Origin of the sequence: Nocardia cyriacigeorgica, from assembly GCF_005863245.1 — a bacterium.
Taxonomy (GTDB): Bacteria; Actinomycetota; Actinomycetes; order Mycobacteriales; family Mycobacteriaceae; genus Nocardia; species Nocardia cyriacigeorgica_C.
In genome coordinates, this window is sequence record NZ_VBUT01000012.1 from 1 (window position 1) to 17,337 (window position 17,337).

The following is a 17,337-nucleotide window of genomic DNA, read 5'->3' on the forward strand; positions in this document are numbered from 1 at the left end:
TCACGAAAGCCCCCGACCACGGTCGGGGGCTTTCGTCGTTTACGCAGGTTTATCGATAGGGTGGCGGGGCCGGCGAATTCGAGTCGGCTTGGACGCGAGGGGGATTCGTGACGAACCCGTATGACGGCAGTGGGAATGGGAAGCCGATCGGATTGTCGAAGGAGCCGCCTGCGGCGGATTCGCCCGACGCTGGCGCGGTGCATCCGCATCAGGTGGGGAGCGATCCTGGTCCCACGGTTGTCGTGAACCCGGTACCAGGCGCGAGCTATCCTCCAGCCGCACCTGGTTATGGGCACCCGTCGCCGCCGTATGGCGTTCCGCCCGCGGGTCCGGGTGCCGGGTATCCCGGCGCTCCTCCTGCGGCGCCGTATGCGGCTGTGCCCTATGGGTATTCGGCTCCGCCGCCGAGCCACCCGGTGCCGCCTCCTGGCTATGGGATGGCGCCCGGATACGCGCCGAGGTCGGCTCCGAGCCGCACGCCGAAGTGGTTGATCATCTCGGCTATCGGTGTGGTCGTCGTGTTGGGTGGCGCGCTTATCGGGTTGCGTGTGCTCGTATCGGTGAAGAGCAGCGAGAACGATTCCGGACCGCTGGCATACCCGGCCGTCGGCACCTGCATCGACCATCACGGCGGCGATGTCATGCACGAGTCGATTCCTGCGTTGGATTGCGCCAATCCGGCTGCGACGAAGAAGATCGTGGCTTCGGAGATCGTGACCGACACTGACCGAGAGGTCGAGTGCACCGACATCCAGAGCTTGATCATCACGACCGGAACGCATCACGGGGACATCGTCACTGCGCACTCTTGTGCAGCGCCCAATGTGATTGTCGGGCACTGCTACCAGGCTTCGATCCGCGACTACACCTACGATCCCGCGTGCACCGACGGATCCGCCAGGTTCGACCGGGTGGTCCGTGGCGTCCAGGACACCGAGGTATGTGACACGCCGACCGAGGACGTCGGCCGCAAAATGGACATGATCATCCTCGGCAAGTTCCACTTCGTGAACAAGGAAGAGAACGCCACTTACTGTTTCGACCTGCCGAACTGACACCTGCCACCTGAGCCCGTTCGATCGCGACCGGGCCTGCCCCCTACACTCGTCCCGGTGCGCCTCGTGATTGCTCGCTGTCAGGTCGACTACGTCGGTCGGCTCACCGCTCATCTGCCGATGGCCAAGCGGCTGTTGCTGATGAAGGCGGACGGGGCGGTGCTGGTGCATTCCGACGGTGGGTCCTACAAACCGCTGAACTGGATGAGCCCGCCCTGTTGGATGGAGGAGCGCGACGCCGACGGTGCGGGGGCGCTGTGGGTGGTCACCAACAAGGCCGGCGAGGAATTGCGGATCACCATCGAGGAGATCGAGCACGATTCCAAGCATGAGCTCGGGATGGATCCGGGGCTGGTGAAAGACGGTGTGGAGGCCCACCTTCAGGAGCTGCTGGCCGAGCATGTGCAGACCCTCGGTCCCGGGTACACGCTGATCCGGCGCGAGTACATGACGGCGATCGGCCCGGTGGATCTGCTGTGCCGTGACGCCGACGGTGCGACTGTCGCGGTGGAGATCAAGCGGCGCGGTGAGATCGACGGCGTCGAACAGCTCACCCGCTACCTCGAACTGCTCAACCGGGACCCACTGCTGGCGCCGGTGGCCGGAGTGTTCGCGGCCCAGCAGATCAAGCCGCAGGCGCGCACGCTCGCCGAGGACCGTGGAATCCGGTGCCTGACGCTGGATTACGACGCCCTGCGCGGCACGGAGAGCAACGAGTTCCGGCTCTTCTAAGCTTGGAACCATGCCCCGCCGTAAACCGCGCTCAGCGCGCCGGACGGATGCCCCGTCCGGGCGCCCGCTCGGCGATGTGTTCGGGCGGACCGAACCCGGCCCCGGCGACGAGATGTATGTGGTGCGCACGATCCCCGGCACCCGGGCGGTGAAGACCTACCGGTGTCCCGGCTGCGACCACGAGATCATGCCCGGCGTCGCGCATATCGTCGCCTGGCCGGCCTACGGCGGCGAGGACGACCGCAGGCACTGGCATCGCGGCTGCTGGAACGGACGACGCACGCGGAGCATCACGCGACGCTGGTCCTGACACTGTCGAGCCGCTCAGCGGCGGGACGCACGCAAGCGCAGGATGCGCGCGGTCTGCTCGTCGGCGGGTAGGAAGGCCTCGAGATGGAGTTCTGCGATCGTGACGTCGGTGGCGGTGGCGAACGAGGTGAGCGTTGTGATCAGGCGCAGGTCACCGTCGCCGGTGCGCAGGTGCAGGGGGACGGCGAAGCCGAGATGGTCGGGGCCGGGAGCCGCGGCGGGTAGATAGCCCGATAGTTCCGTGATCAGGGCGTCGAGGGCGGGATCGGGGGTGAGGGCTGCGCGGGTGCCCAAGGATTCGACGATATGCCTGCCCCATTCCGGCAGGTTGACCACGCGGGGCGCGACCCCGGCCGGGTGCAGGGCCAGGCGCAGGACGTTGATCGGCGCGTGCAGTAGGTGGTCGGCGACGCCCTCGGTGAACAGGTCGAACGCGGCATTGGCTGTCACCAGTTCGCCGCGTGGGCGCGCGACCAACGCCGGATAGGGCAGATGTCCATCGAGGACCGCAGCGAGCGCCTCGCGGATCGGCGCCAACTCCGGTGCTGCCAGATCGCTTTCCGGGAACACCGGCGCGAAACCGGCGGACAGCAGCAGGTTGTTGCGATCGCGCAGGGTTAGCTCGAGCGATTCGGCCAGGCGGACGACCATGGTGCGGCCCGGCTGGGACCGGCCCTGTTCGAGGAAGCTCACGTAGCGCTGACTCGTCTCGGCGCGAATCGCCAGATCGAGCTGGCTCACCCGGCGCAGCGTGCGCCAATGCCGCAGTTGGGGGCCGAAGGCGGTGGTCTGCGCGGTCGTCATGATGCGAGTCAACCTCGCGCCGGCACCGCGCGCCATTCCCACGAGGGTATGAACCGAGGTGCGTGAATGCGGGTGGCGTCATTCCCTGCGGGGAATCGCGGGTCGTCGTTCGTCTCGGCAGAGTTGCCGCCATGAGCAACAACGACATCGCCACCCGGTATGTGGCCCTCTGGAACGAAGCCGAGCCCGTCGCCCGCCGAGCCCGGATCGAGGAATTGTTCACCGTCGACGGCATGCAGGTGCTGGTCGATCCGCCCGCCGAAGCCCGCAAGGCGGCCGCCGATCTCGCCATTCCGGCACCGCCGCTCGGCGTGCACGGCCACGACGCGCTCGACCGTCGCGTCACCCGGGCCTATGAGATGTTCCTCGCCAGTGGCGAATACGTCTTCGCCGCGGCCGGACCCGCGGTCGAACTGCCCGCGAACACCGTCGGCGTCGCCTGGACGATGAACCGCCGTGACGACGGTACGCCGCAGGGCGGCGGTTTCGACCTGCTCGCCCTCGATGCCGACGGCCGGATCGTGTCCGATCACCAGTTCATCGAGGGGTCACGGTAAGATCTGCGCACACGAGGAAGGCCGCCCCCGTGGGAGCGGCCTTCGGTGCTGATGGTGTTCTGTCGCCGCGCAGGCCCGAAATCAGTTAGTTGCTGATCTCGGCGTTCTCACGCTCTTCGTCGACCACGTCGTCGTCTTCGGGCGTGACCTCGGGGATGGCCTTGGTGCGCGAACCCGTGACGGACTTGGTGTTGTTGCCGGAGATCGACTTGCGCTGCTGGTCGGGCACACCGTCGAGCAGTTCGCTCTCCCGGTTGACCGCGGCCAGCATCGCCGGCACCGAATCCAGCTGGCCGCGGATGCCGAGCAGCTGGGCCAGGACGCGCCCGCGCAGCACGCGCATCTCTTCGGCCAGTTCCTTGGCGTGCGCGATCTTGCGCTCGCTGGTCTGGGTGGCGGAGGTGATGAGGCGGTTGGCCTCGTCGGTGGCGTCCTTGATCCGCTGCGCGGCCTCGGCGCGGCTGGTGGCCTCCAGCTCCTCCATGGCACGAGTGAGCTTGGTGCGACGCTCGGCCATGGTGACCTCGAAGTCCTGCTGGGCGGCCTTGCGCTTGGCTTCGGCCTCCTTGCCGATGCGGTCGGCTTCGGCCTGGGCGGCTTCGATGATCTTGGCTGCTTCGGTGCGCGCGTTCGCCAGTGTCTGCTCGAACTCGATTTCGAGCGCTTCGCGCTTTTCCTTGGTCTCGGCGAGCAGCGACTCGTACTTGCCACGCATCTCGGTGGCCTGCTGCTCGGCGATCGACACCATTTCCGCGGCCTCGGCCTGCGCCAGGGCGCGGACCTCGGACGCCTCGTCGGAGGCCAGTCGCAGCATGCGAGAAATACGGTCGCTCATGCCTTCCGCGGTGGTCGGCGGCACGGACAGCCGGTCGACCTCCTTGCGGAGCTCATCGATCTCGTCGCGCGCGTCCTCGAGCTGGCTCGCAAGGTTACGAGCCTGCGCGGCGGCCGCATCACGATCGGTGGCGGTGACCCTCAGTTCGGCATCGAAGCGGTCGAAATAGTTACGCACCTCGTCTTGCGCATAACCCTTGCGCACAACGGTGAAGGGCAGTGCAACGAAGCGATTGCGATCGGACTCAGGTGACGACATGGCCAACAAACTACAGCCTGATCGGGGTGCATGGTGAGTCGACTGCGAATGTCATCGCAACGAGATCTTCCCGCCCGATCTTGGTACTAGTGCGTAACATTCGGGTTCGGCTCGACCAACTCCACCAGCACACCACCAGCATCCTTCGGATGGATGAAATTGATGCTGGATCCGGCGGTTCCGGCGCGCGGCGCGTCGTAGAGCAAACGCAGGCCGCGGCTGCGCAGATGTGCCGAAACGGCCTCGATGTCGGTGACTCGGTAGGCCAGCTGCTGCAGGCCGGGGCCGCTGCGGTCGATGAACTTGGCGATGGTGGAGGTCTCGTCCAGCGGGGCCAGCAACTGCAAGGCAGTCGCCTCGTCGGCGGCCGCCGGGCACGACAGCATGGCCTCTTGCACGCCCTGCGCCTCGTTGACCTCGCGGTGGGTTTCCACCATGCCGAGATTGGTGGTGTACCAGGCGACGGCGGCGTCGAGGTCGGGCACCGCGATACCGACGTGGTCGACGGCGATCACGTAGTCCGCGGGGATGAATTCGTTCGAGTCGGTTGTAGTGCTCACGCTTCGAACGTAGCGCGTACCTGCGCGGGGCTGGTGCGGCCGGACCCGCTACCGTTGAGTACGAGGCTGTCGTCGCGCCACGGCGCGGGCAGCGCTGATCCACCGATGCTGTGAACTGCAGAAGGCGAGGCTCGTCGTGACCAACTCCGTGATCGTGTCCGGTGCGCGTACCCCGGTCGGCCGCCTGCTGGGCGGGTTGAAGGATTTCAGCGGGTCGGATCTCGGCGGTTTCGCGATCAAGGCGGCGCTGGAGAAGGCCGGTGTGCGCGGCGACCAGGTCGATTACGTGATCATGGGCCAGGTGCTCACCGCGGGCGCGGGCCAGATTCCGGCCCGGCAGGCGGCCGTCGCCGGCGGTATCCCGATGGACGTGCCCGCGCTGACGCTGAACAAGGTGTGCCTGTCCGGCATCAACGCGATCGCGCTGGCCGATCAGCTGATCCGGGCCGGCGAGTACGAGATCGTCGTCGCCGGCGGCCAGGAGTCGATGAGCCAGGCCCCGCATCTGCTGGAGAAGAGCCGCGAGGGCTTCAAGTACGGCGATGTGAACCTGCGCGACCACATGGCCTACGACGGGCTCTACGACATCTTCACCGATCAGGCGATGGGTGCGCTCACCGAGACCCGCAACGACGCCGAGCCGATCAGCCGCGAGGAGCAGGACGCGTTCGCGGCCGCTTCGCATCAGCGTGCGGCGGCGGCGTGGAAGAACGGCGTGTTCGACGACGAGGTCGTCCCGGTGGCGGTGCCGCAGCGCAAGGGTGATCCGATCATGATCACCGAGGACGAGGGCATCCGCGCCGACACCACCGCCGAATCGCTGGCCAAGCTGCGCCCGGCGTTCCGCAAGGACGGCACCATCACCGCCGGTTCGGCCTCGCAGATCTCCGACGGCGCCGCCGCGGTCGTGGTGATGAGCAAGGCCAAGGCCGAGGAGCTGGGGCTGAGCTGGATCGCCGAGATCGGCGCCGCCGGTGTGGTGGCCGGTCCGGATTCGACGTTGCAGGATCAGCCCGCCAACGCCATCGCCAAGGCGTGCGCGAAGGCCGGTATCGAGCCGTCGGAGCTGGACCTGGTGGAGATCAACGAGGCGTTCGCCGCGGTCGGCATCGCGTCGACCCGCAAGCTGGGCATCGATCCGGAGAAGGTGAACGTCAACGGTGGCGCGATCGCCATCGGTCACCCGCTGGGCATGTCCGGTGCGCGCATCGTGCTGCACCTGGCCCTGGAGTTGAAGCGCCGCGGTGGTGGCGTGGGTGCCGCCGCGCTGTGCGGTGGTGGCGGCCAGGGTGATGCGCTGATCATCAAGGTGTAGTCACGCAGGCGCCGGCGTGCCGAGGGGTGCGCCGGCGCCGTTCGTTTCCGCCGGTGCCGAACGCGGATCCGCTGCCGCCATTGCGTCTGTACGCAGTATTCGGGGCCGATGTCCGTTCTGCCCGGTGTGACCGGTTCAACTACGACTCGTCGTAGTGCATGCGGCACAATGGGGGCCATGGGTTCTTACGATCTGCGTACCGTCACGGGCAGGTTCCGGTTCTTCGCCATCCTCGAGGCGGTGTCGTGGGCCGGCCTGCTGATCGGCATGGCGTTCAAGTACATCCCCGATCCGGGCAACGAGATCGGGGTGAAGATCTTCGGCCCCGTCCATGGCGGCATCTTCATCCTGTTCGTGCTGAGCGCCCTGCTGGCCTCGCGTGAGTTGAATTGGAACTGGAAGACCACCGTGCTCGCGCTGGCCTCCAGCATTCCGCCGTTCTGCACGGTGATCTTCGAGATCTGGGCGGTGCGCACCGGCAAGCTGGAGCAGCCGAGCGCCGTGAGCGAAGCCCCGGCCACCGCACGCGTCTCTTCGTGACAAACTGGACGGCGTGACTCGACCATCCGCTCGTCGTCCTTCGCCAGCCGTCGCCGCCGCCATGTCCGGTGCGGTGGATCTGTCCGCCCTGAAGCAGCCGCCCGCGGGTGCGGGCCCCGAAGGCGGATACACGGTGACCGAGGCCGACTTCGAAACCAAGGTGCTTCGGCGTTCGACCCAGGTGCCGGTGGTGGTGGCGCTGTATTCGCAGCGCAGCCCCGGCAGCGTCGAACTGGTGCAGCTGCTGGAGCGGCTGGCCGGTGAAGGCGACGGCAGCTGGGACCTGGCGACCGTCGAGGCCGAAAGCAATATGCGGATCGCGCAGGCGTTCGGGGTGCAGGGCATTCCGACGGTGATCGCGGTCGCCGGCGGTCAGCCGTTGGCCGACTTCCAAGGCGTGCAGCCGGAGCCGCAGGTGCGCCAATGGCTGGCCGCCGTGGTGGACGCGGTCGCGGGCAAGCTGGAAGGCGGCCCGGCCGGGCAGCCCCAGCAGGCCGAGGACCCGCGGTTCGCCACCGCCGAAGCGCTGCTGGAGCAGGGCGATCTGGCCGGTGCGGAATCGGCGTACGAGTCGATTCTGGAAGCCGAGCCGAACAATGCCGAGGCCAAGGCCGCGGTCCGGCAGGTCCGTTTCCTGGCCCGCGCCCAGCAGCTGCCGGATTCGGCGATCGCCACCGCCGACGCCGACCCGGGCAATGTCGACGCCCAGCTCGACGCCGCCGATATCGAACTGTTCCACCAGCGTCCGGAAGCGGCGTTCGATCGGCTGATCGGGGTCGTCAAGCGGACCGCGGGTGATGACCGCACCAAGGTCCGCACCCGGCTGCTGGAGCTGTTCGAGCTGTTCGATCAGGCGGAGCCGTTCGTGGTGGCGGCCAGGCGCAAGCTGGCGGCCGCGCTGTACTGAGCGCGAACGGTTCGCCGACCGCCTCGGCCGATCGTGCATCGGCATCGGATACTCGAACGCCCGCACTCCTGGTGCCCGCACTCCTGGTGAGTGCGGGCGTTAGCTCTTTTTCTGAACCGGAACCGGAGCCGGCGACATGCCGCCGCGAACTCGGCGGCGGGGTGGTTACGAGTCGGCTGCCAGCCACACCGCGCTGGACGGGGCAAGCGCGAGAACGGCGGACGCCGGTCGGCCGTGCCAGGGCTGCTCCTCGGCCACGACCGCGCCGAGATTCCCCATCCCGGACCCGCCGTATTCGACGGCGTCGGTGTTGAGGATCTCGGTCCAGCGTCCCGCGGTGGGCAGGCCGATGCGGTATTTGTCGTAGGCCGAGCCGGAGAAGTTGTAGACACAGGCGATGACGGAGCTGTCGGTGCCGTAGCGCAGGAACGCCAGCACATTGTGTTCGCGGTCGTCGGCCTCGATCCAGGAGTGCCCGCCGGGGGTGGTGTCCTGGGTCCACAGCGCCGGCCGGGCCCGGTAGACGGCGTTGAGGTCGCGGACGACGCGCTGCACGCCCCGGTGCAGCGGATTATCCAGCTCGTGCCAGTCCAGGCCGCGATCGTGCGACCATTCCCGGAACTGGCCGAATTCCTGGCCCATGAACAGCAGTTGTTTGCCGGGGTGGGCCCACATGTAGGCGAGCAGGGCGCGCACACCGCTGGCCTTGGCGTAGTCGTCGCCGGGCATCCGCGTCCACAGAGTGCCCTTGCCGTGCACCACTTCGTCGTGGCTGATGGGCAGCACATAGTTCTCGCTCCAGGCGTACATCAGTGAGAAGGTGATCTCGTTGTGGTGCCAGGACCGGTGGATCGGGTCGCGGCCCAGGTAGCCGAGGGTGTCGTGCATCCAGCCCATGTTCCATTTCATGGAGAATCCGAGCCCGCCGACCTCGGTGGCGCGGGTGACGCCGGGCCAGGTGGTGGATTCTTCGGCGATGGTGAGCACGCCCGGATGGGCACTGTGGATGCGGTCGTTGAGTTCGGTGAGGAAGTCGACGGCGTCGAGGTTTTCCCGGCCGCCGTGCACATTGGGTTCCCATTCGCCGTCGCGGCGGGAGTAGTCGAGGTAGAGCATCGACGCGACGGCGTCGACCCGCAGGCCGTCGATGTGGAATTCCTCGATCCAGTAGCGGGCGTTGGCGATGAGGAAATTGCGGACCTCGTTGCGGCCGAAGTCGAAGACGTAGGTGCCCCAGTCGGGTTGCTCGCCGCGGCGCGGATCGGGGTGCTCGTAGAGCGGGGTGCCGTCGAAGCGGGCCAGCGCCCATTCGTCGCGCGGGAAGTGCGCGGGCACCCAGTCGAGCAGCACGCCGATGCCCTGACCGTGCAGGTGGTCGACGAAGGCGCGGAAGTCGTCGGGGCTGCCGAAGCGGGAGGTCGGCGCGTAGTACGAGGTGACCTGGTAGCCCCAGGAGCCGCCGAACGGATGCTCGGCCACGGGCAGCAGCTCGATGTGGGTGAAGCCGGCCTCGCGCACGTAGTCGGCCAGCTGCACGGCGAGTTCGCGGTAGGTGCGGCCGGGCCGCCAGGACCCGAGATGCACTTCGTAGACGCTCAGCGGTGCGCGGGCCGGTTCGGTGACGGCGCGGGCGGCCAGCCAGGCGTCGTCGGTCCAGACATGCCGCGATTCGGTGATCACCGACGCGGTCGCGGGTGGGACCTCGGTGGCGAAGGCGAACGGGTCGGCATGGTCGACGACGCGTCCGTCCGCGCCGTGCACCCGGTACTTGTAGCGGGTGCCGGGTCCGACGCCGGGCACGAACAGCTCCCAGACCCCTGAGCTGCCAAGCGACCGCATGGGTGTGCCCGCCCCGCTCCAGCCGTCGAAATCGCCCATCACGCTGACGCCGCGCGCATTCGGCGCCCAGACCGCGAACGAAGTGCCGTGGACCTCGCCGTCGAGGGTGGTGTAGCGGCGCGGGTGCGCGCCGAGCACCTCCCACAGCCGCTGATGGTTGCCTTCGCCGATCAGGTGCAGGTCGAGTTCGCCGAGGGTGGGCAGGAACCGGTAGCCGTCGGCCCCGACGACGGTCTGGCCGCCCGGATAGGTGGTGACGATGCGGTAGTCCAGCAGCTCCGGATACGGCAGCACACCGGCGAAGACACCGTGCCCGAGCGAATCGAGCCGGTGCTCCTCGCCGCCGACGCGGGCGCTCACCGTGTCAGCGTGCGGGCGCAGCACCCGGACCACGGTGCCGTCCGGGTGCGGGTGCGCACCGAGGACGGTGTGCGGGTCGGGGTGGGTGCCCGCCGCGAGCAGCATCAGGTCGCGGCGCTTCACCGCCGGGCCCCGCTCATCAGAAGCTCCTACGGAAGGCCAGTTCGGTGCGCTTGGCCTGGGGGATCGGCGGCAGCGCGAGGATGTGCGCGACGGCCTTGGTGGGGTCGAGGCGCACGTAGTTGGTCTGCGCCCAGTGGTATTCCTCGCCGCTGACCTCGTCGTAGACGACCGGATGGTCGTGCCATTCGCGGCCGATGGCGGGCAGGTCGAGCGAGAGCATGCCCTGTTCGGCGGCGTACGGGTTGAGGTTCACCACCACGAGGACGGCGTCGCCGGTGGCCGGATCGAATTTCGAGTAGGCCAGCATGGCGTCGTTGTCGATGTGGTGGAAGTGCAGGCAGCGCAGTTGACGCAGTGCCGGATGGGCGCGTCGGATCTCGTTGAGCCTGGTCAGCCAGGGTTCCAGCGATTCACCGCGGGCCAGCGCCTCGGCGAATGGGCGCGGGCGCAGCTCGTACTTCTCGGAGTCGAGGTATTCCTCGCTGCCTGGGCGCACGGCCTGGTGCTCGAAGAGTTCGAAACCGGAGTACACACCCCAGGTGGGGGCGAGGGTTGCGGCGAGCGCGGCGCGGATGGCGAACATGCCTGGGCCGCCGTGTTGCAGGCTCTCGTGCAGGATGTCGGGGGTGTTGACGAAGAGGTTGGGGCGGGCTTCGTCGGCCTTGGCGGCGAGTTCACGGCCGAATTCGGTGAGCTCCCATTTGTGCACGCGCCAGGTGAAATAGGTGTAGGACTGGCTGAATCCGCGGCGCGCCAGCCCGTACAGCCGCGCCGGACGGGTGAACGCCTCGGACAGGAACACCACGTCGGGATCGGTGCGCCGCACCGTGCTGATCAGCCATTCCCAGAAGTCGGCTGGTTTGGTGTGCGGGTTGTCGACGCGGAAGATCTTGACGCCCAATCTGATCCAATGCCGGACCACGCGCAGCACCTCGGCGTAGAGGCCGTCGGGGTCGTTGTCGAAGTCGACGGGGTAGATGTCCTGGTATTTCTTCGGCGGATTCTCCGCGTAGGCGATGGTGCCGTCGGGCAGGGTGGTGAACCATTCGGGGTGTTCGCGCACCCACGGGTGGTCGGGGGCGCATTGCAGGGCCAGGTCGAGGGCCACTTCGAGGCCGAGCCGTTCGGCGGCGGCGACGAAATCGGCGAAGTCGTCTTCGGTGCCCAGTTCCGGGTGGATGGCGTCGTGGCCGCCCTCGGCCGAGCCGATGGCCCACGGTGAGCCGACGTCGCCGGGTTCGGCGGTGAGCGAATTGTTGCGGCCCTTGCGGTTCACCGTGCCGATGGGGTGGATGGGCGGCAGGTAGACCACATCGAAGCCCATGCCCGCGATGCGCGGCAGGTCTTTCGCGGCGGTGGCGAAGGTGCCGTGGACGGGTTTGCCGTCGGCGTCGCGGCCGCCGGTGGAGCGCGGGAAGAATTCGTACCAGGCGCCGTAGAGCGCGCGCTGTCGCTCGATCAGCACGGTGTGCTGGGGGCCGCGGGTCACCAGGTCCCGCAACGGCGTCACGCGCAGGATCTCGGCGACCTCCTCGGTGAACGCCGGCGCCACCCGGGCCGGTAGCTGCTCATCGCTGCGCAGCGCCGCCGCGACCGCGCGCAATCGCTCGAACTGTTTCTTCGGCACCGCTTGGGCGGCGCGGTCGAACAACCGGGCGCCCAGTTCCAGATCGTTGGCCAGGTCGGCGGCGCTCTGGCCGACGGCCAGTTTCGCCTCCACCGCGGCCCGCCAGGTGGCGATCGGATCGCGCCAGCCCTCGATGCGGAAGGTCCAGGTGCCAGGGGCGTTCGGGGTGAAGGTGGCGTTGAAGACGTCGGGTTCGTAGTCCGGTGTCATCCGGATGCGGGTAGTGCGCGAGGAGCTCGGACCGCGCACCGCGAGGGTGGCGGCGACGGCCGCGTGGCCTTCGCTCCACACCACGGCGCGCACCGGGAACACCTCGCCGACGACGGCCTTGGCGGGCCGGCCTCCGGGGATGAACGGGGCAGTGTCATCGATAGCGATGCGGCCGGTCACGTTCCCAACCGTACCGGGCCTCGCCGCGATCCTTGTGATGAGCGTCCGTGCGGATCGTGCTGGTCTACCCGGGCTGACATTGTTGGGTAGGGTTCGGCTGGTGAAGGCACTGCGTCGGTTCACAGTCCGCGCCCATCTGCCCGAGCGCCTGTCGGCGCTGGGCGAATTGTCGACGAATCTGCGCTGGTCCTGGCATGGCCCGACGCAGGATCTGTTCGCCGAACTCGACCCGGCACTGTGGCTCGAAGTGGGCCATGATCCGGTGCGGATGCTCGGCGAGGTGCCGCCCGAACGGCTCGACGAGCTGGCCGCCGACCCCGGCTACACCGCCCGGGTGGACGCCGCCGCCGCGGATCTGCGCGAGTATCTGGAGACTCCGGGCTGGTTCCAGCGGCGCGGCACCGAGGTGGCCGGGGTGGCCTATTTCTCGATGGAGTTCGGCGTCACCGAGGTGCTGCCGAACTACTCCGGCGGGCTCGGCATCCTGGCGGGCGATCATCTCAAGGCGGCCTCTGATCTGGGACTGCCACTCATCGGCGTCGGTCTGCTGTACCGCTCGGGGTACTTCCGGCAGTCGCTGACCGCCGACGGCTGGCAGGCCGAGCACTATCCGGCGCTGGATCCGCAGGGTTTGCCGCTGCGGCTGCTGACCGCCGACGGCTCGCCGGTGCTGATCCATGTGGGCATGCCCGATCGCCGGGTGCTGCGTGCCAGGGTGTGGATCGCGCAGGTCGGGCGGGTGCCGCTGCTGCTGTTGGATTCCGATATCGCCGATAACGATCCGGAACTGCGCGCCGTCACCGACCGGCTCTACGGCGGCGATCAGGACCACCGGATCAAACAGGAGATCCTGGCCGGTATCGGCGGGGTGCGCGCGGTGCGCGCCTTCACCCACGCCGAGGGGCTGCCGGATCCGGACGTGTTCCATATGAACGAGGGCCACGCCGGTTTCCTCGGACTCGAACGGATCCGCGAATACGTCGCGGCCGGACTCGATTTCGATGCCGCGCTGGCCGCGGTGCGGGCCGGGACCGTGTTCACCACGCATACGCCGGTGCCCGCGGGTATCGACCGGTTTCCGATGCCGATGGTGCGCAGGTATTTCGGCGGCCCGCACGGGGAAGCCGAATCGTCGCTGCTGCCCGGGTTGTCGGTGGATCGCATCGTCGGGTTGGGGCGCGAGTCGGATCCGTCGGTGTTCAACATGGCGCATATGGGGCTGCGGCTGGCGCAGCGCGCGAACGGGGTGTCGAAGCTGCACGGCGAGGTCAGCCGGGAGATGTTCGCCTCGCTGTGGCCCGGATTCGATGCCGCGGAGGTGCCGATCGGCTCGATCACCAACGGCGTGCACGCCCCCACCTGGGCGGCGCGCGAGTGGATCGATAAGGCACGGGAGCGGATCGGCGCCGACCTCGTGGAGGAGGCGCGCGGCTGGGAGAAGCTCCGCGATATCGACGCCGCCGAACTGTGGTCGACGCGTAACACGCTGCGCGCCACCCTGGTCGACGAGGTGCGTCGCAGGCTGCGGGTGTCGTGGTTGCAGCGCGGGGCCGCCGAGGCCGAATTGGGCTGGATCGACGGCGTTTTCGACCCTGAGGTGCTGACGGTCGGCTTCGCCCGCCGGGTACCGACCTACAAACGGCTGACGCTGATGCTCCGCGACCCCGAACGCCTGCGGTCGCTGCTGCTCGACCCCGACCGCCCGGTACAGCTGGTGGTGGCCGGTAAAAGCCATCCCGCCGACGACGGCGGCAAGGCGCTCATCCAGCAGGTGGTGCGTTTCGCCGACGACCCCGAGGTGCGCCACCGCATCGTCTTCCTGCCCGATTACGACATGTCCATGGCCCGCTACCTGTACTGGGGTTGCGATGTGTGGTTGAACAACCCGCTGCGCCCGCTCGAGGCCTGCGGCACCTCCGGCATGAAGTCGGCGCTCAACGGCGGGCTCAACCTGTCCATCCGCGACGGCTGGTGGGACGAGATGTACGACGGCGAGAACGGCTGGGCCATCCCCACCGCCGACGGTATCCGCGACGAACACCGCCGCGACGATCTGGAGGCCGCCGCCCTTTACGAGCTGTTCGAGCGTTCGGTGGCGCCGCGCTTCTACGACCGCGATGCGAACGGGATGCCGGTGCGTTGGGTGGAGATGGTGCGCCACACCCTCCAGACGCTCGGGCCGAAGGTGCTGGCCTCGCGGATGGTGCGCGATTACGCGCTGGACTACTACGTGCCCGCCGCGGCCGCCTGCCGCCGCGCGGTCGCCGATGATTTCGCCGGCGCCCGCGCCGTGGCCGAATACCGGCGCCGGGTGGAGTCGGCGTGGCCGTCGGTGCGGGTGGTGCAGGTCGACAGTGCCGGCCTGCCGGACACGCCGATCATCGGGGCGCCGCTGTCGTTGACCGCGCGGATCGACCTCGGCGGGCTGGCTCCGGAGGACGTCACGGTGCAGGCGGTGCTCGGGCGGGTATCGCCGGCCGACGACCTGTCCGACGTGACGGCCATGCCGATGAAACACACCGGATCCGATTCGGGCCTCGAGCTGTTCGAGATCGAGACGCCGGTGTCGCTGTCGGGCGCGGTGGGGTACACGGTGCGGGTGCTGCCGCACAGCGAACTGCTGGCCTCCGATGCCGAACTCGGGTTGGTCGCCGCGCCCAGTGCGTGACGCGCTCCGGTGGGTGAGTCGGGTTGTCGGCACAGGGGTTTTCGCCGGGATCTCGGGCTCGGCGCCGAGCGGTCGCCGCATCGCTCGGGCAGCGGGTGTCGAGGGGCTCCCTTAACCTGGGCGGGGTAGCTCCGGCCGGTCGGTGCGCCGAGCACAGGGACTCCCGAGCGTCACGCATATCACTCATTCAGGTGGCTGACCAGGCTTGTTGGCGCCGGATCGGATAACGTCTCGAGCACCCCGCTCATTCGTTCCCGACTGGAGTACCCCCATGGCCATCGACGTGCTGACCCGAACCCGGGGTCATATCGATAACTATTTCGGTGTCAGCTCGAACGGCTCGACCGTCAAACGGGAGCTGATGGCGGGCACTGTCACGTTCCTGGCCATGTCGTATGTGCTCGCGGTGAACCCGTCGGTGCTCGGCGACCACGGTGTCCTCGGTGAGCTGGGCATTCCCACCCAGGCGGTCTTCACCGCGACGGCGGTCGCGGCGGTATTCGGCACGCTGGTGATGGGGTTGTGGGCCAAGTATCCGGTCGCGCTGGCGCCGGGGATGGGGCTCAACGCGTTCTTCGCCTATTCGGTGGTGCTCGGGATGGGGATTCCGTGGCAGGTGGCGTTGTCGGGGACGTTCCTGTCGGGTGTCATCTTCTTCATCCTCGCGGTCACCAAGGTGCGTGAACGCATCCTCAACGCCATTCCCATGCAGATGAAGCTCGCGGTCGGGGCGGGCATCGGCATGTTCGTGGCGTTCCTCGGGCTGAAGAACGCCGGCATCGTGGTCGCCAACGAGGCCACCTTCGTCGCGCTCGGAGATTTCACGAAGGGCACCACCCTGCTCGCGCTGTTCGGGCTGGTGGTGACGGTGGTGTTCGTCGTGCTCGGCTGGCACGGCGCCGTGCTCTACGGCATCGTGCTGACCACCATCGTCGGCATGATCAGCGGCCTGGTGGATCTGCCGGACGGCATCGCGGCGCTGCCGCGCGGGCTGGACGAGACCTTCGGACAGGCCATCATCCATCTGCCCGACGCGTTCACCGGACAGATGATCGTCGTGGTGCTGACCATGCTGTTCGTCGATTTCTTCGACGCCTCCGGCACCCTGATCGGCGTCGCGAACCAGGCCGGGCTGCTCGACAAGGACGGCAAGCTGCCGCGCGCGGCCAGTGCGCTGGCCGCCGATTCGGTGGGCACCACCGCGGGCGCGATCATCGGCACCTCCACCACCACGGCCTATGTCGAGTCGACCGCTGGTGTGTCGGCGGGTGGTCGCACGGGGTTGACGGCGGTGGCGACGGCCGGCTGGTTCGCGGTGGCGATGTTCTGCTTCCCGGTGTTCGAGGTGGTCGCGAAGTCCGGGGCGGTGTCGTCGGCAGCGTTGATCGTCGTCGGTGTGCTGATGGCGCGTTCGCTCGGTGAGATCGATTGGCAGCGGCTCGAGTTCGCGGTGCCCGCGTTCATCACCATCATCATGATGCCGCTGACCTATTCGATCGCCAACGGCCTGGCCATGGGCATGCTGTTCTACCCGGTGGTGATGGTCGCGAAGGGCAAGATCAAAGAGGTCCATCCGGCGATGTGGGTGCTGATGGTGATCTTCCTCGGGTATTTCTTCTTCCTCGCGGAATAGGTTCTCCGGTCGCGTGGTTGGTGTCCGACGTGAAACAATCGGACCGCAGTCCGCTTTCTTTGCGAAGCTAACGGGTTCGATCAGACCGCACGATGATGAGGACACCACCTATGACCACCAACTCGACGCTCGAGCGTCTGAACGTCACCACTCGCTACGACAACGTCTCCTCCGACATCGGGCTGCTGGTGCTGCGCGTCGTCTTCGGCGGCCTGCTCGCCGCGCACGGTTCGCAGAAGCTGTTCGGCTGGTTCGACGGGCCCGGGCTCTCGGCCACCAATGCGAGCTTCGAGGCCATGGGCTACAACCCGGGCGATCTGTTCGGCACCCTCGCCGGCCTGAGCGAATTCGCCGGCGGTCTGCTGTTGCTGCTCGGCCTGTTCACCCCGCTGGCCGCGGCGATCGTACTCGGCACGATGATCAACGTCATCCACGTGATGTGGGGCGGCGGGATGCTCGACGCGGCGGCCGGCTACGAGATGGGCCTGCTGTTCGCGACCGTCGCGGTGGCGGTGGCCTTCACCGGACCGGGCCGTTTCTCGCTCGATCACGGGCGGCCGTGGTACCGCGCCGGTTTCGCCTGGGGCGTGGGCGCGGTGGCGCTCGCGGTGGTGACCGGTGTGCTCACTTTGATCCTCAAGGGTCTGCTGTAACCAGCGATTCTCGGTGCGGCGCGGTGATGCGATCACCGCGCCGCATCGGTGTTTTCGGGGAGTGCAAGCCGCACCGGTATTCGGGAGGCGTCACCGCACGGGCGGTCCGCGCTGGTCGGCCTCGGGTCGCGGGCGCGCCCATGGCGCGGTGTCGTCCAGGGGCGATATGTGC

At 68.1% G+C, this 17,337-nt stretch carries 15 protein-coding genes; 10 read left to right on the plus strand and 5 right to left on the minus strand.

What is annotated here, in order from left to right; translation table 11 throughout:
* Positions 1 to 488: 488 nt before the first annotated feature.
* From FEK34_RS25610 to FEK34_RS25620, 3 genes are read left to right on the plus strand one after another with little or no spacing between them, the layout of a single operon-like run.
* Positions 489 to 1,055 (plus strand): hypothetical protein, encoded by a 567-nt coding sequence (locus tag FEK34_RS25610; protein WP_138451873.1) that lies wholly within the window; start codon positions 489 to 491, stop codon positions 1,053 to 1,055.
* Between the two features lie 57 nt (positions 1,056 to 1,112).
* Complete coding sequence (gene nucS / locus FEK34_RS25615) at positions 1,113 to 1,787, plus strand: endonuclease NucS (RefSeq protein ID WP_138451874.1); 675 nt, start codon at positions 1,113 to 1,115, stop codon at positions 1,785 to 1,787.
* Positions 1,788 to 1,797: 10 nt separating this feature from the next.
* On the plus strand, positions 1,798 to 2,097 hold the full coding sequence (locus FEK34_RS25620; RefSeq protein WP_171048402.1) for an ATP/GTP-binding protein: 300 nt from the start codon (positions 1,798 to 1,800) through the stop codon (positions 2,095 to 2,097).
* A gap of 14 nt (positions 2,098 to 2,111) precedes the next feature.
* On the opposite strand, the gene FEK34_RS25625 is transcribed toward FEK34_RS25620, so the two are convergent.
* Entirely contained in the window at positions 2,112 to 2,900 is a 789-nt protein-coding gene (locus FEK34_RS25625) for a helix-turn-helix domain-containing protein (RefSeq protein ID WP_171048403.1), read from the minus strand.
* A 131-nt stretch (positions 2,901 to 3,031) separates the two neighbouring features.
* On the opposite strand from FEK34_RS25625, the gene FEK34_RS25630 reads away from it, so the two are divergent.
* A complete protein-coding gene (locus FEK34_RS25630; protein ID WP_138451878.1) occupies positions 3,032 to 3,457 on the plus strand; it encodes a hypothetical protein in 426 nt (141 codons plus the stop codon).
* An 85-nt stretch (positions 3,458 to 3,542) separates the two neighbouring features.
* On the opposite strand, the gene FEK34_RS25635 is transcribed toward FEK34_RS25630, so the two are convergent.
* A complete protein-coding gene (locus FEK34_RS25635; RefSeq protein ID WP_138451880.1) occupies positions 3,543 to 4,550 on the minus strand; it encodes a hypothetical protein in 1,008 nt (335 codons plus the stop codon).
* Between the two features lie 86 nt (positions 4,551 to 4,636).
* Positions 4,637 to 5,110 carry a methylmalonyl-CoA epimerase gene (mce, locus tag FEK34_RS25640; protein WP_138451882.1) on the minus strand — a complete coding sequence of 158 codons (474 nt, stop codon included), beginning with the start codon at positions 5,108 to 5,110 and terminating at the stop codon, positions 4,637 to 4,639.
* A gap of 136 nt (positions 5,111 to 5,246) precedes the next feature.
* On the opposite strand from mce, the gene FEK34_RS25645 reads away from it, so the two are divergent.
* From FEK34_RS25645 to FEK34_RS25655, 3 genes are all read left to right on the plus strand, one after another.
* Positions 5,247 to 6,425 carry an acetyl-CoA C-acetyltransferase gene (locus tag FEK34_RS25645; RefSeq protein WP_138451884.1) on the plus strand — a complete coding sequence of 393 codons (1,179 nt, stop codon included), beginning with the start codon at positions 5,247 to 5,249 and terminating at the stop codon, positions 6,423 to 6,425.
* A 168-nt stretch (positions 6,426 to 6,593) separates the two neighbouring features.
* Positions 6,594 to 6,965 carry a DUF3817 domain-containing protein gene (locus FEK34_RS25650; protein ID WP_138451886.1) on the plus strand — a complete coding sequence of 124 codons (372 nt, stop codon included), beginning with the start codon at positions 6,594 to 6,596 and terminating at the stop codon, positions 6,963 to 6,965.
* A 61-nt stretch (positions 6,966 to 7,026) separates the two neighbouring features.
* Positions 7,027 to 7,872, plus strand: a complete 846-nt coding sequence (locus tag FEK34_RS25655; RefSeq protein ID WP_138452221.1) for a tetratricopeptide repeat protein — start codon at positions 7,027 to 7,029, stop codon at positions 7,870 to 7,872.
* 165 nt (positions 7,873 to 8,037) lie between these two features.
* Here FEK34_RS25655 and glgB read toward each other — a convergent pair whose 3' ends face one another.
* Complete coding sequence (gene glgB / locus FEK34_RS25660; protein WP_138452223.1) at positions 8,038 to 10,176, minus strand: 1,4-alpha-glucan branching protein GlgB; 2,139 nt, start codon at positions 10,174 to 10,176, stop codon at positions 8,038 to 8,040.
* 34 nt (positions 10,177 to 10,210) lie between these two features.
* A complete protein-coding gene (locus tag FEK34_RS25665) occupies positions 10,211 to 12,211 on the minus strand; it encodes an alpha-1,4-glucan--maltose-1-phosphate maltosyltransferase (RefSeq protein ID WP_138451888.1) in 2,001 nt (666 codons plus the stop codon).
* A 100-nt stretch (positions 12,212 to 12,311) separates the two neighbouring features.
* On the opposite strand from FEK34_RS25665, the gene glgP reads away from it, so the two are divergent.
* The 3 genes from glgP (at position 12,312) to FEK34_RS25680 (ending at position 17,165) form a co-directional block, all read left to right on the plus strand.
* Positions 12,312 to 14,879 carry an alpha-glucan family phosphorylase gene (gene glgP, locus FEK34_RS25670; RefSeq protein WP_138451890.1) on the plus strand — a complete coding sequence of 856 codons (2,568 nt, stop codon included), beginning with the start codon at positions 12,312 to 12,314 and terminating at the stop codon, positions 14,877 to 14,879.
* Between the two features lie 271 nt (positions 14,880 to 15,150).
* Positions 15,151 to 16,512: an NCS2 family permease gene (locus tag FEK34_RS25675; RefSeq protein ID WP_138451892.1), complete on the plus strand. Its 1,362-nt coding sequence runs from the start codon at positions 15,151 to 15,153 to the stop codon at positions 16,510 to 16,512.
* A 110-nt stretch (positions 16,513 to 16,622) separates the two neighbouring features.
* Positions 16,623 to 17,165 carry a DoxX family protein gene (locus FEK34_RS25680; RefSeq protein ID WP_138451894.1) on the plus strand — a complete coding sequence of 181 codons (543 nt, stop codon included), beginning with the start codon at positions 16,623 to 16,625 and terminating at the stop codon, positions 17,163 to 17,165.
* Positions 17,166 to 17,337 lie beyond the last annotated feature (172 nt).

Excerpts from the sequence above, each read along its gene's own strand:
- FEK34_RS25620 (WP_171048402.1), top strand. The coding sequence starts at position 1,798 with ATGCCCCGCCGTAAACCGCGCTCAGCGCGCCGGACGGATGCCCCGTCC.
- FEK34_RS25625 (WP_171048403.1), bottom strand. The coding sequence starts at position 2,900 with ATGACGACCGCGCAGACCACCGCCTTCGGCCCCCAACTGCGGCATTGG.
- FEK34_RS25630 (WP_138451878.1), top strand. The coding sequence starts at position 3,032 with ATGAGCAACAACGACATCGCCACCCGGTATGTGGCCCTCTGGAACGAA.
- FEK34_RS25635 (WP_138451880.1), bottom strand. The coding sequence starts at position 4,550 with ATGTCGTCACCTGAGTCCGATCGCAATCGCTTCGTTGCACTGCCCTTC.
- FEK34_RS25650 (WP_138451886.1), top strand. The coding sequence starts at position 6,594 with ATGGGGGCCATGGGTTCTTACGATCTGCGTACCGTCACGGGCAGGTTC.
- FEK34_RS25655 (WP_138452221.1), top strand. The coding sequence starts at position 7,027 with ATGTCCGGTGCGGTGGATCTGTCCGCCCTGAAGCAGCCGCCCGCGGGT.
- glgB (WP_138452223.1), bottom strand. The coding sequence starts at position 10,176 with ATGCTGCTCGCGGCGGGCACCCACCCCGACCCGCACACCGTCCTCGGT.
- FEK34_RS25675 (WP_138451892.1), top strand. The coding sequence starts at position 15,151 with ATGGCCATCGACGTGCTGACCCGAACCCGGGGTCATATCGATAACTAT.
- FEK34_RS25680 (WP_138451894.1), top strand. The coding sequence starts at position 16,623 with ATGACCACCAACTCGACGCTCGAGCGTCTGAACGTCACCACTCGCTAC.